We start from the raw sequence: 17,063 nt of genomic DNA, 5'->3' as shown, positions 1-17,063 counted from the left end.
CTTTATTCAAAAACCTGCAAAAAATCCGCATTGTTAAGTCCGACAGGCTGCTAGATGCCTCAATAAGGCAGCCAACCCAGCTCACCGGGCACCCATCAAAAAAGATCGATAGAAACAATAAGTGAATTTCGTTTGACAAGAGGCTCAGCTCATGAATAGCATTAGAGGAATGTATAGGTATTGTTTTGCCAAGCCGTCTCGGTTCAGATGTTTTTAAAGAGTAGGAATATGGCCAAGTGCCATTCGATTGCGATGTTTTGCAGGTTCAGCATCGCCGGGTTCTTGCATGTTCTCGTCCGGCTGACCAATGCGGGCATCGTCAAACACCGCTACCATCCTGAGCATGACAACAGGGATGCTCTCTACGCAACCAAGATGCTGGCCGACGTCGAGTCTTTCACCATTAACCAGGCCATCCCACCTCCATTCACTGCCACCGATTCCGACGGCCTGGCCCTGGCCGGGTATGGGGATGACATTTTCGGCGGTATTTATCGGAAAACCATCACTGGGCTGCATCGGAATGTCTTGTTGGTGCAAGGCACCTTCCGCCTGCAACTCGCTTCCAGTGTTCCCACTCTCAACGACGCCCCTTAATTATGAATACGTTCAACCTTGAATCCGCAGGTTTTACCGTGGCCGAACCCGTACCGGGAAGACCGGGCCAATTTGTACCGCAGGTTTCCCAACCTGCTGTATCGCCGATTTCCAAATCGGCAGCCCATGCCAATGCGGAGCGCACCCGATTAATGGACGCCCCGCAGGTTTGGAAACCTGCGATACAGCAGACTTGGAAGTCTGCGGTACAATTCGCCCTGCTCGTACTTGCTTTTCTGGCCGTGCCTCAACTCCAGGCCGCGCCGACGATTACCAGCCTCACGCCCAGCCAAACCGTCCTGGCGGGTGGGAACGTGACGAACACGGTGACGGCATCTGGAGCCAACCCCATCACCTACCAATGGGTGTTGAACGGTTCAAATTTGACCGCAGCCACCAACCCCAGCCTGATCATCACCAATGCCTCGGCGGCCAATGCCGGTAATTACCAAGTCATTGTCGCCAACGCCTCCGGCAGCGTGACTAGCACGGTGGTGACACTCAACGTGGAATACGCGCCTAATTACGGCTGGTTCAAGACCTACGGCACGCCGGGCGACGAGCGCGTCGTTTCCATGACGTATGATGCCGTCGGCAACCTGATCGTAGCCGGCACTTACAACAACACCCTTGTGCTGGGCACCAATGTCTTCATCAGCGCGGGCGGGCAGGATTTGTTTTTGGCGAAGTATGATCGCACGGGCAATCTCCTCTGGGCCCGCAGTGCCGGGAGTTCCGGCACGGATAACTGGGGCATTCAGTTGGCGGTGGATAATGCCGGCAATATTTACTCACCCGGCAATTTCAGTGGCACGATTTCCTTCGGAGCCTCTTCCCTGACCGCGGTCGGAGGGCAAGACTGCTTCCTGGTGAAATACGATGCCAACGGCAACTTCCAGTGGGCCCGGCGCGGGGGCAGTAGCGCAACCGACTATGGCGGCGGCGTGGCGGTGGATTCCACCGGGGCGGTCCTCTTCACGGGCTATTACGATGCCAACGTGCAATTTGACGGCGCTCCGTCCGTCCTGAACGCTGGCACCGCAGACAACATGTTCCTGGTGAAATATGACTCCAATGGCAACTTCCTCTGGCAGCAGAGCGGCACCGGCAGCCCGTATGGGCAGAGCGTGGCGGTGGATTCGAATAACGCGGCCATCGTGGTGGGTAGCATGGGTAATGGAGGGAACTTCGGGGGCATCCAGGTGGCCTCCGGAAACAACGGCCACGCGAATATGTTCTTGGCCAAGTTTGACAGCGCCGGCAATGCGGTGTGGGCTCGGAGTCTGGCCAGTTCCGGTGATGCCCTCGGCCGCAGCCTAGCGTTGGACCGGCAAGGCAGCATCTTCCTTGGAGGCACCTACCTGGACAACACCACCTTGGGCGGATTCCCGCTAACCTGCGGCGGAGTGGAAGATGGGTATGTGCTAAAATGCGATAGCAGCGGCAACGGACTTTGGGCGCAAACGGTGGGTGGACCAGGAGATGATGGCGTTAACTGTGTGGCGGTGGATCCATTCGGCAACGTGTTGGTAGGCGGGACCATTGATAACGGCGGCTCGGGCGGCGGGTTCAGTTTTTCACCCAACGGGCGCAATGCCTTCTTACTCAAGCTGGATGCCAGCGGCCACGGTTTGTGGTCTCGTCTCGTCACCAGTTCGCCGGTGGGCACATTCTACAGCGTGGCGTATTCCGCCAATGGCGATCTGGCGGCCGGCGGTTCATTTGCCGGCACCGCCAGTTCGGGGCCGTTTACCATGAATAACGTGGGCAGTCAGGATGGCATGGTGGTGGCGTTTACTGAACAACCGTTGTTTGCCACGCCGCTGACGGGTCAAGGTGCCCTGGCCGGAGGCAGCGTGACTTTTAATGCCAATGCAACGGGCTCAAATCTCGTTTACCAATGGTTCCAGAACGGCTCGGCGGTGACCAATGCCACCAACAGCACTCTCACCCTCAACAATCTGCAACTGGCGCAGGCGGGCACTCAGTACACGGTGGTCGTGACCAATTATTTCGGCTCGATTACCAGCGCCGTGGCAATATTGAGTGTCGAACTCGCGCCCAACCACGCTTGGTTCAAGACCTATGGCACCGCGGGAGACGATGGGGTCAACGCGGTGGCGTACGATGCCGCCGGCAACCTAATCGTAGCCGGTCAATTCAATAACACCCTGGTTCTGGGTACCAATGTGTTGGTTAGCGCAGGCGGCCCTGACTTGTTCCTGGCCAAGTACGATCGTGCTGGCAACGTCATCTGGGCCCGCCGCGCTGGTGGTAGCGGCGCGGATAACTGGGGCATTCAGGTGGCTGTGGATAACGCCGGTAATATTTATCTGCCCGGCAATTTCAATGCCGCGATTTCCTTCGGTGCCTTTACCTTGCCGTATAGTGGCGGCGCTCAGGATTGTTTCCTCGTAAAATACGACGCCAACGGCAACCCCCTTTGGGCACGGCGCGGAGCCAGCAGTGCCACCGATTACGGGGGCGGCGTGGCGGTGGATTCCACGGGCGCGGTTCTCTTCACCGGTTATTACGATGCCAACGCGCAATTTGACGGTGCGCCGTCCGTCCTGACGGCTGGCACCGGTGACAACTTGTTCGTGGTGAAATATGCTGCCAACGGCGACTTCCTCTGGCAGCAGAGTGGCACCGGCAGCCCGTTCGGGCAAAGCGTGGCGGTGGATACGAACAACTCCGTTGTTGTGGTGGGGGCCATGGGCAACTCAGGCAACTTCGGAGGCATCCAAGCCGTCGGCACCAGCGGCCATGAAAATCTCTTTTTGGCCAAGTTCGACAGCGCCGGGAATGCTGTCTGGGCTAAGAGTTTAACCAGCGCTGGCGATGCCAGGGGGCGCACTGTCGCCCTGGATCGGCAAGGCAACATCTTCTTGGGCGGCTACTACGTGAACAACACCACCTTGGGCGGCGTCCCCCTCACCGGCACGGGAGCTTCGGATGGCTTCGTGATGAAATGCGACCCTAGCGGGACCCCACTTTGGGTGCAGGGGGTGAGCAGTTCGGGCTCGGATGACATTGACGCTCTGGCCGTGGATCAGTTCGGCAACGTGTTGGTCGGCGGTAGCGTGGCTGCTGGTGGCACCGGCGGCGGTTTTACTTTCTCGCCCCCTGGACGCAACGGTTTCCTGCTCAAGCTCGATGCCACCGGCCACGGTTTATGGTCCCGCCTCGTCACCAGTTCGACGCCGGGGGTGGTAGGCAGCGTGGCATTCGGCCTGAACGGCGATCTGGCGGCGGGCGCCTACTTTAACGGTACTGGTAATTCCGGGCCGTTCATCATGAATAACGCGGGTGGCCAGGATGGGCTGGTGCTGGTGCTCGGGGAACAACCGGAGTTAACCGTTCCGTTGGCGTCGCAATCCGTCCTCCTGGGCAGCAACGTCATCTTCAACGTCGGGGCAACCGGAAGTGGGCTTGGTTATCAATGGTACAAGTCAGTGATCAGTAATCAGTGGACCGTAATTAGTGGGGCCACGGGTTCCACGCTTCAACTGGCCGGCGTTTCCGCGGCGGACGCGGCGAATTACCAGTGTGTGGTCACCAACTACTTCGGCAGCGTCACCAGCGCGGTGGCGCGTCTCAGCGTCGAGTATGCCCCCAGCTTTACCTGGGCGCGCAACGGGGGCGGGGCCGGGCAGGATCGGTTCTACGGCGTGGCGGCGGATGCCACCGGCAACCAGTACGCCGCGGGTTGGTTCACGGGCACGGCGGCCTTTGGCAACACCAACTTGGTCAGCGCCGGAGGGGAGAATATCTGCCTGGTGAAATATGATCGGGCTGGAAATGTGCTGTGGGCACGGCGAGCGGGTGGCACCAGTGACGATTGGGCTCGCGGGGTCACGGTCGATCCGGCGGGGAATGTTATCGTGGTGGGCTCTTATCAAAGCGGCACAGCGACGTTCGGCAACACCAACCTCAGCGTTTCGGGGCCGCGCGATGGTTTCGTGGCCAAGTATGACAGCGCGGGGAATCTCCTCTGGGTCAACCGAATGGGCGGCAGCGCGTGGGACGATGCGCGCGCGGCCGTAACTGACAGCGCGGGGAATATTTACGTGACCGGCGATTACCAGGTTGCGGCCAACTTCAGCAGCTACAATCTCCCCGGCTACGCTTCGGAAGGCGTCTATGTGGCCAAATACGGCCCGAGCGGCAACTTGCTTTGGGTGCAGGGCGGTGGCAGCAGCACCGCCGTCGATGATGAGGCGGAATGCATTGCTCTGGACCCCTCCGGCAATGTCTATATCGGGGGTTATTTCAACGCCACCATGGCGATCGCCGGCTTGTCCCTGACGAGTGCCGGCGGGGATAACACCTTTCTGGCCAGCTACGATGCCAATGGCAACGGGCGCTGGGTGCGCCGGTTCGGAGGCGCCGGGGCCGCGCGGATTTACGGTCTGGCGGCGAACTCCATGGGCGAAATTTTCGCCGCGGGCTACTTCGTGGGCAACGTACCGTTTGCTGGCAGCACGCTGGCCAATGCCGGGGGCGCGGATGCCATGGTCCTGAAGTACAACAATACCGGCAACGAAGTGTGGGGCCTGGAATTCGGCGGTGTCGGAGATGACGACGGTTTGGCCCTGACTGCCGATGGTTCGGATGGAGTGATTCTCGGGATGGTCTTCCAGGGGACGATCACGGCGGGTGTAGGCAACACTTTGAGCAGTGCGGGTGGCTATGACGTGGCCCTGGTCAAAATCGGAGCGGATAGCACGGTGGTTTGGACCCGCCAGCTCGGCGGCACGGCGAATGAGGACGTTTGGGGAATTGTGGCCAGTCAGGCCGGCGAAGTGGCGGCGGTCGGCGATTTTAACGGCCAGGCGCCGGTCGGCTCGCTAACTCTCAACAGCGCCGGCAGCTTGGACGCCTTCATCGCCCGATTGACCACCACGCCGGTGTTCTCCACGCCGTTGGCGGGTTTGGGAGGATTGCTGGGCAGCAACGTAACATTCAACGCTGCGGCAAGTGGCATGGGCCTCTCCTATCAGTGGTATCAAAACGGCGTGGCCCTGACCAATGCCACCAATAGCAGTCTTGCCTTCACCAACCTCCAGTTGGCGCAGGCCGGGAATAACTACGCTGTCGTCGTGACCAATTACTTCGGGGCGGTCACCAGTGCTGTTTCAACACTGACCCTCGAGGATGAACCCGCTTTTGTCCGCGTCCAAGGTTCCACCGTCAATGGCACCGCCTACGAATCGGCGGTGGACACCAATGGTAATCTTTACGTCGTTGGCGAGTTTACGGGGATCGCCACTTTTGGAACGACCAACCTCTCGACTTCCGCTGCCAGGGACGCCTTCGTGGCCAAGTTCGACGCGAATGGCAATGTGCTTTGGGTGCGCCAGGGCGGCGGCACCGGCTATAATGGCGCGTACCGCGTGGCACTCGACGGTTCTGGCAACGTGTTGGTAAGCGGCTATTTTGACACCAGCGCCGCGTTCGGTGCTGCCCATGTAACCGCCGTCGGAGGCCGGGATATGTTCGTGGCGAAGTACGACGGTTCGGGCAACCTGCTTTGGATTCGTACCGGCGGAAGCAGCGGCAATGACTACGCCCACGGGTTGGGTGTGGATGCGGCGGGCAACGTATATGCTACCGGCTTTATCGAAGGTAACGCCACGTTTAGTGGCAGCGCGCTGACATGCAGTGGTGCGCGAGACATTTACCTGGTGAAGTACGATTCTGCCGGTAATTTGCTCTGGCTGAAGCGGGCGGGTGGCACGGGCGCGGATGGAGCGGTGCGGCTAGCGGTTGATGCCGCAGGCAATTCGCACCTTACTGGCTTCTTCACTGCGGACGCATCCTTCGACAATATCACCTTGCATTATAGCGGCGGCACGGGGAATGACGCCTTCGTGGCGAAATACGACCCCGCCGGAAATGTGCTTTGGGCCACCGGCTTCGGCGGCACCTCCGACGAATTCGCTGAGGCTATTGGGGTGGACAACAGTGGCAACGTGTACGCCGCTGGAATCTTCAATGGCTCGTTCACGGTCGCTGGAACCACACTTACGACTGCGGGCGATTACGATGTTTATCTCCTCAAGCTCGACCACAACGGCAACATTCTCTGGGCTCGCCGCGGCGGGAGCAGTGGTACGGATGTGCCCAACGGATTGTCCGTTACGCCGCAAGGCAACATTTTAGTGACGGGACAGTTGGGCGGAACCGGAAATTTCGGCACTTGGACAGTTCCCGGCAGCGCTTCGCCGGATCTGTTCCTCGCCGAGTGGGACCCGAGCGGCAATGTAGTCTGGGCGCTGAGTGGCGGAGGCTCTGGCAACGATTACGGGGCCGGTGTTTCGAGCGATGCTGCTGGCAATGTCTATGTTACGGGCGTCCAAACTCCGCCCGCTGCGTTCGGTGTACTCACCGTAGGCAGCGGCCTGGCGGGAAACGACATTCTCATCGCGAAACTGACCCGTGGCCCGGGCGTCACCGTTCCTCTCGTTTCCCAAACGGTCGTCTTGGGCACCAACGTAACTTTCAATGCCGGAGTGGTCGGGATGGGCTTGTCGTATCAGTGGTATCAAAACGGCGTGCCCCTGACCAATGCCACCAACAGCACGCTCACGTTGAACAATGTGCAATCGGCTCAATCCGGAAACCAGTACACCGTAGTGGCAACCAACGCCTACGGCAGCGTGACCAGCAGCGTGGCCCAGTTGGCGGTGCTGAACTGCCCTCCGTCCTCGGCGGCGTACAACTTTACGACCCTGGCCGGGTTGGCAGGCACTGCGGGTTCGGTGGATGGGACGAATGGCACCGCGAGGCTCGACTTTCCTTACGGCATGAGCGTGGATGGAGCGGGTAACATTTATGTGGCGGACAAAACTCAGCACGTAATTCGCAAGCTTACGCCTGCCGGAGTTGCCACCACGCTGGCCGGCATGCCTGGAGTGGCGGGAGCAGTGGACGGCGTCGGAAGCTCTGCCCGATTCAGCTCTCCGCTCAGCGCAGCGGCTGATTACTGGGGCAATGTTTATGTGGCCGACTCCGGCGGCTGCACGATCCGCAAAGTTAAACCCGACGGCACGGTCAGCACGATCGCTGGTTCGGCAGGGAATCGAGGAACTGCCGACGGGCTGGGGAGTGCCGCCAGGTTTGGCGGGGTTTACGGTATCTGTGTGGATGGGCAGGGCAATGTCTATGCCTCTGATCCGGATTACAGCACCATCCGCAAGATTGCACCCGATGGCACGGTAATAACGCTGGCGGGCCTGGCGAACTATAGCGGAACGGCGGATGGCCAGGGCAGCACGGCCCGGTTTTGGTCTCCGCTTGGCGTAGCCGTTGATCCCGTCGGCAATGTGTATGTCGCGGATGGCGCCATGCAGACGATTCGCAAGATCACGCCGAGCGGGTTGGTCAGCACCCTGGCCGGCTTGGGGAACAACCTTGGATACGCAGATGGAACCGGAACTGCCGCCCGCTTCAGTGGGCCAGCGGGCATGGCCGTGGATGATTTCGGCAACGTGTTTGTCTCCGAGTTCGGCAATCATACCATCCGCATGATCACGCCGAGCGGAACAGTCACTACTGTCGGTGGTTTGGCCGGAAGCACCGGAAGCAGCGACGGCTCCGGAAGTGCTGCCCGATTTAACCAGCCATGTGGCGTCGCTATCGGCTGCGGCAGCCAATTCTACGTCTCCGACAGCGCCAATCACACCATCCGCCTCGGCTCGCCACTGCCGCCGCCTATCCTCACCCAGCCGACCTCCATCACGAACTTCGTGCAAGCGGATTCAACGCTCAGTGTGTCGGCTGGTGGTGGCGGGTTGGGGTACCAATGGCAATTGAACGGCACCAACATTTTGGGTGCAAACGGCGCATCGCTAACGCTTACCAACGTAACGCTAGGCAATGCCGGTACCTACCGCGCAATTGTCACCAACGCCTTCGGGGCAGTTACCAGCGCGGTAGCCACCTTGACGGTCAAGATTCCCAATCCGGGCGACCAGTTGTGGCAGGTGACAGTGGCGGGAGCGGGGGCAGCTGTCGGGCAAGGCATCGCCTTAGGCACGAACGGCTGGATTTACTTTGTTGGTGCCTCAGGGAATGTTCAGGCGTTGGATCGCCGCACCGGAGTCCTCATGTGGACCTTCAACACGGGCGACAATCCTAGCGACGCTATCACACCAGCGATCGGGCCTGATGGAGCGGTGTACGTCGGGTCAGCCGTCCCTAAGAAACTCTTCAAACTCAACGGTCAGACGGGGGCAAAACTGTGGGAGTTTCAGGCTGGTGCTGCCTTCCACGCTACACCAGCTCTGGCGGAGGATGGGCTGCTTTATGCCGGCAACTACGACGGCAAGCTGTACTGCCTCAATTCCACCAATGGACAGCAGCTTTGGAGCTACGCCACCTCGGGTGCAATTGTATCCTCGCCGGCCCTCGGAGTAAACGGTATGATCTATTTTGGAAGCTATGACTATTCGGTTTATGCCCTGAACCGCACGAACGGTGGGCTGGTCTGGAAGTTTGCCACCGGCAGCTATCTGCCGCGATCACCAGCCATTGGCGCGGATGGCACCGTGTACATCCCTTCCCTTGACAACCACATCTACGCGCTGAATGGGGTGACGGGCGGGCAGCGATGGGTGTTCGCGGTCGGGTCCTATCCCTCGTTGTCTCCTGCGATTGGGCCCGACGGTTCGGTGTTTATTGGTCTGACCGACGGCAGCTTGTATTCGATTGACGGTCTAAGCGGGTCGGCCCACTTGGTACGCACGGCGAGCGGCACAGTAACGGAGGGTGCGGCCGTGGGGGCGGATGGCACGCTGTACTTTACCGCGAACAGCCTGTTATACGACATAAATATAACCAACGGCGCCTTGGTGTGGAGTTACACTGCTGGTGGCATGGCCTATCCGCCGCTGCTTGCCCCGGACGGCAAACTCTATTTCGGCTCGGCGGATGGCAATATGCACTGTCTGGCCAGCGCCAGCACGAATGGCCTGGCACTCAGCACCTGGCCCATGCTGAACCAAAACCCGCAACGCACCGGCGGCTTCATGATCCCGCCGGTGATCACCGCCCAGCCGTTCTCGTTCACGACGGTGATGCAGTCGAACGCCACCTTGAGCGTCACGGCGGTAGGGAATCGGCTGGGCTATCAGTGGCAATGGAACGGCGTGAATGTGCCTGGCGCAAATGGTTCCTCGCTAGCGTTCACCAACGTCTCAATGACCAACGCGGGGATTTACAGTGTGGTGGTGACCAATTCCTTCGGCACCGTGACCAGCGCGCTCGTGCAATTGAATGTTGAAACCGTGCCCTACTTTCTGCGCAGCCTCACCAACGCGAATGGTTCTGCCCTGCAATACCCTGTGGGCGTAGCGGTGGATCGGGCGGGAAACATCTATGTCACGGATGCTTCAACCGCCCAGGTGATCAAATACGGCCCAGGTGGCAACTACTTGTTGCAATGGGGTGGCGCGGGCACCGGCAACGGCAAGTTCTACCTGCCCTATGGGCTGGCGGTGGACGCCAACACGAATGTCTTTGTGGTGGATAATAACCATCGCATCCAGAAATTCAACAGCAGCGGGACTTACCAGACCCAATGGGGCAGCACCGGCACCGGCAACGGGCAGTTTCGGGACATGAACTGCCTCGCCCTGGACACCAACGGGAACGTGTTTGTGGCGGACACGTACAACCAGCGCATCCAGAAGTTTGATAACAACGGCACCTACCTGACTAACTGGGGAATTGCCGGTACGGGCAACGGCCAATTCCAGTATCCCCAGCATCGGGGTGGATCTGAGCAACAACGTCTATGTGGTGGACGCGGGAAATAACCGAGTGGAGAAGTTCGACAACAACGGCAATTACCTGACCCAGTGGGGTACAGTCGGCAGCGGGGTGGGGCAGTTGAACTCACCGGCCGGCTTGACCGTGGACACCAACGGAGCGGTCTATGTGGTGGATCGCGGGAATAATCGCCTTGAGAAGTTCGATGCTGCGGGACGCTTCGTTCTTTCCCTGGGCACGGGTGATTCTGGCAGCGGGCAGTTCAACTCGCCGTCGCAGGTGGCGCTGGACGCCAGCGGTTTGACGATTTTAGTGAGCGACTCGGGCAATGGCCGCCTGCAGATATTCACCCGCGTTCCCAATCCAGGCCTAACCCTTCAGCCGGTCAACCAATCGGTTACGCCCGGCGGGGCCGCCACGTTCACCGCCAGCGCGGGCGGCGCGGGGCCGCTTGCTTATCAATGGCTATTCAACGGTGCGAGCCTCCTGAACGCAACGAACAACAGCTACTCCATCCCCAGCGTCGCGCTGGCCAACGGCGGCAACTACCAGGTGGTCGTTTCGAACGCCTACGGAACCGTCACCAGCACGGTGGCAACCCTAACCGTGGAACTCGTCCCTTATTTTCAACAGTTCATCACCGGCGGCGGCGGTTCATTCAACAATCCGTATGGGTTGGCGGTGGATCGGGGAGGCAACTTCTACGTTACGGATTCAAGCAACCACCGCGTGGTGAAGTTTGATCTGGCGGGAAATTTCCTCTTCCAGTGGGGCGGCCAGGGCTCGGGCAACGGTCAGCTCTATTTTCCCACGGGCATCGGCGTGGATGCCAATACCAACATCTTGGTGGTGGACGACAACCACCGGGTGCAAAAATTCAATAGCAGCGGTGGCTTCCTTGCGAAATGGGGTAGCGCTGGCGGCGGGAACGGGCAGTTTGGAGATTACTCGCTGGGGCTGGCGGTGGACACGGCTGGCAATGTGTTTGTGGCTGATACCTCCAACAATCGCGTTCAAAAGTTTGATAACAACGGCAACTACCTGTTGCAATGGGGCAGTTTTGGCTCGGGCAATGGCCAATTCAAGTCCCCGGAGGGTGTCGGGGTGGACTTGAACGGCAATGTCTATGTCACCGATGGCGGGAACCGCATCCAAAAGTTCAGCAACACCGGCGTCTATCTGGCCCAATTCGGCAACCTCGGTTCGGGCCCCGGCCAGGTCTACAATCCAGTCGGCGTGGCGGTCGCTCCCAGCGGAGAAATCTATGTCTCGGACAATGGGAATTATCGGATCGAGGAGTTCGACGCGGCGGGCAATTTCATCCTAAGTTGGGGGAGTGCTGGGACTGGTTATGGCCAGTTCAACACACCCCAAAACATCGCGCTGGACCCCACTGGCCGCCGCCTGTTTGTGGCGGAATCCTACAATAATCGCGTCCAGATCTTCACCAACACACCCGCCCCGGGCGTCATTGTTCCACCGACAGCCAGCACGGTGTTCGTTGGGGCGGACACCAGTTTCACAGTGATCGCCGGTGGCGTTGGGGTGGGTTACCAGTGGCAGTTCAACGGCGCCAACCTTCCGGGGGCAACGGCCCCGACTCTCACGCTCACCAACCTTGCCGTAACCAACGCTGGCAACTACGCCGTTGTTCTTAGCAATGCCTACGGCGTGATGACCAGCGCCGTGGCTTCGCTTACGGTCAACATACCCAGCCCGGGCACCAAGCTGTGGCAGGCCTCCGTGGGGGGGCTGGAAGGGGGAATCGCGTTGGGGCAGCAGAATGGTCAGTTGTATGTGACCGGGGTCAGCAACAATCTCTATGCGCTCGACCGGCGCACGGGTGCCACCAACTGGGTCTTTGTGTCCGGTATAACTGCGTGGGGAACGACTCCCACAGTTGGGCCGGATGGCGGAATTTATGTCAGCAGTGGTCCCACGGTGAACAAAATCTACAAAGTGTCCGGGCAAAACGGCAGTAAGGTCTGGGAATTCCAGGCTGGCGGAGCGTTCGGCGCCACGCCAGCGCTGGCGCAGGACGGGTTGCTTTACGTGGGAAATTTTGATGGCAACTTTTACTGTCTCAATGCCACCAACGGCAGTCTGGTGTGGAGCTACCACACTGCGGCGAACCTCAATTCTTCTGCCGCGATCGGCCTCAACGGGCTGGTTTACTTCGGTGGCAATGATACCGCCTTTTATGCGTTGAACCGTACGAACGGCGCGTTGGCCTGGAAGTTCACTCCGGGCACTCCGTATATTAACCAGTCGCCCGCCCTCGGCGGAGACGGCACTGTTTACATTTGCTGCAATGATGGTCGGCTGTACGCACTGAATGGCTCAACGGGGGCGGCGTTGTGGTCCTATAACGCCGGGGCACTCATTCCCACCTCTCCCGCCTTGGGCGCGGATGGCACGGTCTATATCGGCACCACGGGGGGAGCACTCGTGGCGCTGGATGGGAGAACCGGCGCCGCACGCCTGGTCGCCTCCCTGAGCGGCACGGTGCAAGGCGGTCCCTTCGCGGGCACGGATGGCAACGTGTACGTGAACACGGACAATGCCTTGATCTACGCCGTGAACAGCGCGAATGGTCTGGTCAGTTGGAGCAAGGCAGTCGGTGGGGCCGTGGGCTCATCCGTGATCGCGCCGGATGGAAAACTGTATGTCAGTTCGACCGATGGGAATGTTTATTGCCTGGCCAGCGCAAGCGTCGGCGGCGCAGCCACCTCACCCTGGCCCATGCTGAATCACGACGCCCAGCGCCGGGGCAATTTCGTCCTGCCCCCCGCCGTGCTCACTTCCCCGACGAACCAGACTCTGGTGGCCGGAGCCAACACCTCCTTGAGTGCGGTCGCCAGCGGTTCGGCGCCCTTGACCTACCAGTGGCTGTTCAACGGTTCGCCCCTGGCCGGAGCCACCAGTACCAACTTGGTGCTGAACGGGATCACCTACGCGCAGCAGGGTGCCTATTGCTTCGTGGTGGCCAATAGCGCCGGGGCCGTGACCAGTGCGGTGGCCACGCTGACCGTTCTGGATGTGACCCCGCCCGTAATCACCTGTCCGGGCAATCTGACCGCCGTGGCCACCAATCCGGGTGGAGTCGTGGTGAATTTCTCCGTGCCCGCCACCGACGACCATTTGCCCCCGACTGTGGTGAGCACGCCCCCTTCCGGCAGCCTCTTCCCGCCTGGCTTGACCACGGTCAATTGCGTTGCCACCGACGCCTCTGGAAACTCGAACACCTGCTCGTTTACCGTCAACGTGCTCTACCAACAGACGATCACCCAATCCGTCCAGAGTTCGGTGCCGGATAATTCGCTGCTGGGGCTTGCCAGCACCATTGTGGTCGATACCCCCATCCTGAGCATCACCAATGTGCGGGTGTTTCTGAACCTTTCCAACGGCTGGAACGGCGACCTCTATGCCTACCTGGTCCACAATAACCAGTTGGCTGTCCTGCTCAACCGTCCGGGCAAACAGGCCACCAACGCCCTGGGCTATGGCGACGCTGGGTTCGCCATGGTCTTTGACGATCAGGGTACCAATGGCGACGTCCACCTCTACCGCCAGCAATTATTTGGCGACAACTCGACCCCGCTGGGCGGCTCCCTCACCGGTTCCTGGCAGCCTGACGCTCGGGCGGTCAATGCCAGTTTGGTGCTGGACACCGATCCCCGCACCGCTTGGTTGAGCGCCTTCAACGGGTTCGATGCCCGCGGCGACTGGACGCTTTACGTGGCCGATCTGAACGCCGGCCAAGTCAGTTTCCTGAACAACTGGAGCTTGGAAATTCGCGGCACGGTGCAGCCGCCGGTGTTCACCTTGCAGCCCACGAACCTGGTGGCGCCCAGCTACACCACTGCGGTCTTCACCGCCCAGGCCAACGGCTCGCTCCCGCTCGCCTACCAGTGGTATTTTAACGGCACCACCCCGCTCCCGGGGGCCACGAACCCCACCCTCACCCTGACCAATGTGACCCAGGCTCAGTCTGGCAATTACCAGGTGGTGGTGACGAACCAGGTCGGCAGCGCCACCAGCGCGGTGGCGGTGCTCACCGTGATACCACCGCCCAACGCGCCGCCGGTGATCGCCTTCGCTTCGAATAACGTCGTGGTGCTGGAGGACGCGGGTTCGGTCAGCGTGAGCAGTTTTCTCACCGTGATCAGTATGGGCGCCACCAACGAAACCAATCAGGCCATTCTGAGCCACACGCTTACGGCCGATGCCCCCGCGCTGTTCAGTGTCCCGCCGGCGATCAGTCTGGCCGGCGTCCTGACCTTCACCCCCGCGCCTAACGCCAATGGCGTCACCACGGTGACCGTGGTCTCGCAGGACAACGGCGGCACGGCCTACGGCGGGGTGGACAAGGCGACCAACACCTTCACCATCAGCATCACCCCGGTGAACGACCCGCCTTCGTTTTTCGTGAACCGAGGTTGTTTTACGACGAATGTGTTAAGTTCCCTGATCGGTTGGGGAGCTGAGATTCTGCCTGGCGGCATGAATAACTCGTTCCGCCAGGTGGCGGGCGGCAACCTTCACAGTTTGGCGGTGAAGAGCGACGGTGCGGTCGTGGCCTGGGGTGGAAATGCTTATGGCCAGTCACTCGTCCCGTCCGCCTTGACCAATGTCGCAATGGTCGCCGCAGGCTATAGTCATAGCCTGGCCTTGAGGAACGACGGCACAGTCGTGGCCTGGGGCCAGTATTTTAATGGTTCAGGTTACGTGCCGGTGACCGTTCCGTCCGGGCTGAGCAACGTGGTCGCGGTGGCGGCAAGCCAGGATTATAGCTTGGCGTTGAGAAATAACGGAAGAGTGGTGGCCTGGGGCGACAACACCTATGGTCAGACCAATGTTCCCGGGGGCCTGAGCAACGTGGTCGCGGTGGCAGCCCGAAATCAATATAGCTTGGCATTAAAAAATAACGGCACGGTGGTGGCCTGGGGTGGCACCGACTCTGGGGTAACCAATGTTCCTGCTGGCCTGAGCAATGTGATCGCGGTGGCCGCTGGCAATGGGCATTGCTTGGCATTGAAAAACGATGGCACGGTGGTCGCCTGGGGCGCCAGCTATTACGGGGAAACCAACATTCCTGCTGGCCTGAGCAATGTCATGGCGGTGGCGGCAGGAAATTCGTTCTCCATCGCCTTGCAGAGCAACGGGACGGTGGTCGTCTGGGGGGATAACGCCTATGGGCAAACCTATGTTCCCACCGGATTGACGAACGTGATGGCGGTATCGGTTGGGGGTGGGCAGATCCTGGCGTTAAAAAGCGACGGCACCGTGGCGGCCTGGGGTTGGAATGTCGTGGGCCAGTCCCTTGTCCCCGGACAATTAACCGGCATTAGTGCCATGGCAGCGGGGCAGGAGCTCTGTTTGGCACTCAAGAACGATGGCTCCATCGTAGCCTGGGGCGATAATAACTTGGGTCAAATGAGCGTGCCACCTGCAGCGCAAAGCGGGGTAATTGCGGTCGCCGCAGATTGGTATTATCGAATGGTCCTCAAGAGCAACGGCTCAGTGGTGGCGTGGGGGGATAATAGCCAGGGCCAGACAAACGTCCCGGTCGCCGCCCAGAGCGGAGTGGTGGCGATCGCAGCAGGTGCCTACCACAGCTTGGCGCTCAAGAACAACGGTTCGGTGCTGGCGTGGGGCAATAATAATTACAGCCAGACGAATGTGCCGGTTTCGGCGCAGAGTGGCGTGGGAGCGATTGCGGCGGGCCTATTCCACAGCTTGGCCCTCAAGACTAACAACGGTTCGGTGGTGGAGTGGGGTAACACAAACAATGCCAATATTCCGGTTTCGGCGCAGAGCGGAGTCGTGGCCATCGCGGCAGGAGATGTGCATAGTCTGGCGCTTAAGCGCGACGGTTCCGTGGTCGCGTGGGGTGACAATGCCTATGGCGGTAGTTCCGGCATGACGAATGTGCCAGCGGCAGCTCTGAGCGGCGTGGCGGCCATTGCCGCCAGCGGGTATTATAGCCTGGCCCTCAAGAGCAATGGCATGGTCGTCGCTTGGGGCGATAATGCTTCCGGACAGACAAACGTGCCGCTGGGAGCGCAGGCCGCCGTGGCTGGCATTGCGGCCGGCGGGAATTTCGGGCTCGCGCTGGTGACTAATGCCGTTCTGGGCCTGACCATCGCCGAGGACAGCGGGCCGCAAACCGTTCCGAACGCCGTGACCAATATTTCCCCCGGCCCGCCGGATGAAGCCACGCAAACCGTGACTTTCATCGTCACGAATGATACCCCCAGCCTCTTCAGCGCCCAGCCCGCAATCGACACTAGCGGTACCCTCACCTACACGCCCACCAACACCTTCGGTGTGGCTACCGTGACCGTCTATGCCAAGGACAACGGCGGCACCGCCAACGGTGGCGTGGACACCAGCGCCCCGCAGACCTTTACCATTACCATCACGCCGGTAAATGATCCGCCGATGATTGCCCTGGCCACGAACAACCTGGTGGTGCTCGAAGACGCCGGCTCCGTGTCTGTCCCGAGTTTCGCCACCGTGACCAGTTATGGGGCCAATGAAGCCAGCCAAACCCTCTTGGGTTACACCCTCACCGCGGACGCCACCACGCTGTTCAGTGTCCAGCCCGCGCTTGCCTTGAACGGCACCCTGACCTTTACCACCGCCCCCAACGCCAACGGCGTCGCCACCGTAACCGTGGTCTCGCAGGA

3 protein-coding genes are annotated in these 17,063 nt (G+C 60.3%); all 3 read left to right on the top strand.

Translation table 11 applies throughout. The features are described 5' to 3' along the window. The first annotated feature begins 252 nt into the window (after positions 1 to 252). On the top strand, positions 253 to 597 hold the full coding sequence (locus WCO56_23875; GenBank protein ID MEI7732632.1) for a hypothetical protein: 345 nt from the start codon (positions 253 to 255) through the stop codon (positions 595 to 597). 2 nt (positions 598 to 599) lie between these two features. Further along, positions 600 to 10,418 (top strand): immunoglobulin domain-containing protein, encoded by a 9,819-nt coding sequence (locus WCO56_23870; GenBank protein MEI7732631.1) that lies wholly within the window; start codon positions 600 to 602, stop codon positions 10,416 to 10,418. Next, positions 10,330 to 17,063: PQQ-binding-like beta-propeller repeat protein (locus WCO56_23865; protein MEI7732630.1), on the top strand; the 6,734-nt coding region annotated here is incomplete at its 3' end. The genes WCO56_23870 and WCO56_23865, both read left to right, overlap by 89 nt.

It is taken from the genome of Verrucomicrobiota bacterium (assembly GCA_037139415.1).
In the GTDB taxonomy this organism is placed as follows: domain Bacteria; phylum Verrucomicrobiota; class Verrucomicrobiia; order Limisphaerales; family Fontisphaeraceae; genus JBAXGN01.
This window is presented reverse-complemented; position numbering and strand designations above follow the sequence as displayed.

Excerpts from the sequence above, each read along its gene's own strand:
- WCO56_23875 (MEI7732632.1), top strand. The coding sequence starts at position 253 with ATGTTTTGCAGGTTCAGCATCGCCGGGTTCTTGCATGTTCTCGTCCGG.
- WCO56_23870 (MEI7732631.1), top strand. The coding sequence starts at position 600 with ATGAATACGTTCAACCTTGAATCCGCAGGTTTTACCGTGGCCGAACCC.